General features: G+C 73.2%; 1 protein-coding gene. It reads right to left on the bottom strand.

Annotated elements, in window-relative coordinates; translation table 11 throughout:
* Positions 1 to 272 (bottom strand): discoidin domain-containing protein (locus BIU91_RS15105; RefSeq protein WP_139196872.1); only part of this gene is annotated, 272 nt, incomplete at both ends.

The raw sequence follows: 272 nt of genomic DNA, 5'->3' as shown, positions 1-272 counted from the left end.
GTCCGGCGTCGGTTCGCCCTGCGTCGAGGTGACGCGGAGGTCCCAGAGGGAGACGCCGAACGCGGTGTGCCGACGGTCTGCGACGACCCGGACCCAGCGGCCGGTGACGTCGTCGCCCTCCAACCGGTGGATCACCTCGCCGCCGGTCCCGTGGGCTTCTTCCGCGACGGTCCGCCAGGGGGCGTCTTCGTCGTCGCGGACCTGGATGCGGTAGGCCTCGGCCCACGCGGCCTCCCAGTCGAGCTGCACCTGGTCGATCGGCACGACCTGCC

The organism is Curtobacterium sp. MMLR14_002, assembly GCF_001864975.1.
In the GTDB taxonomy this organism is placed as follows: Bacteria; Actinomycetota; Actinomycetes; order Actinomycetales; family Microbacteriaceae; genus Curtobacterium; species Curtobacterium flaccumfaciens.
The sequence above is the reverse complement of the archived record's forward strand: the minus strand, read 5'-3'. Positions and strand labels throughout refer to the sequence as shown.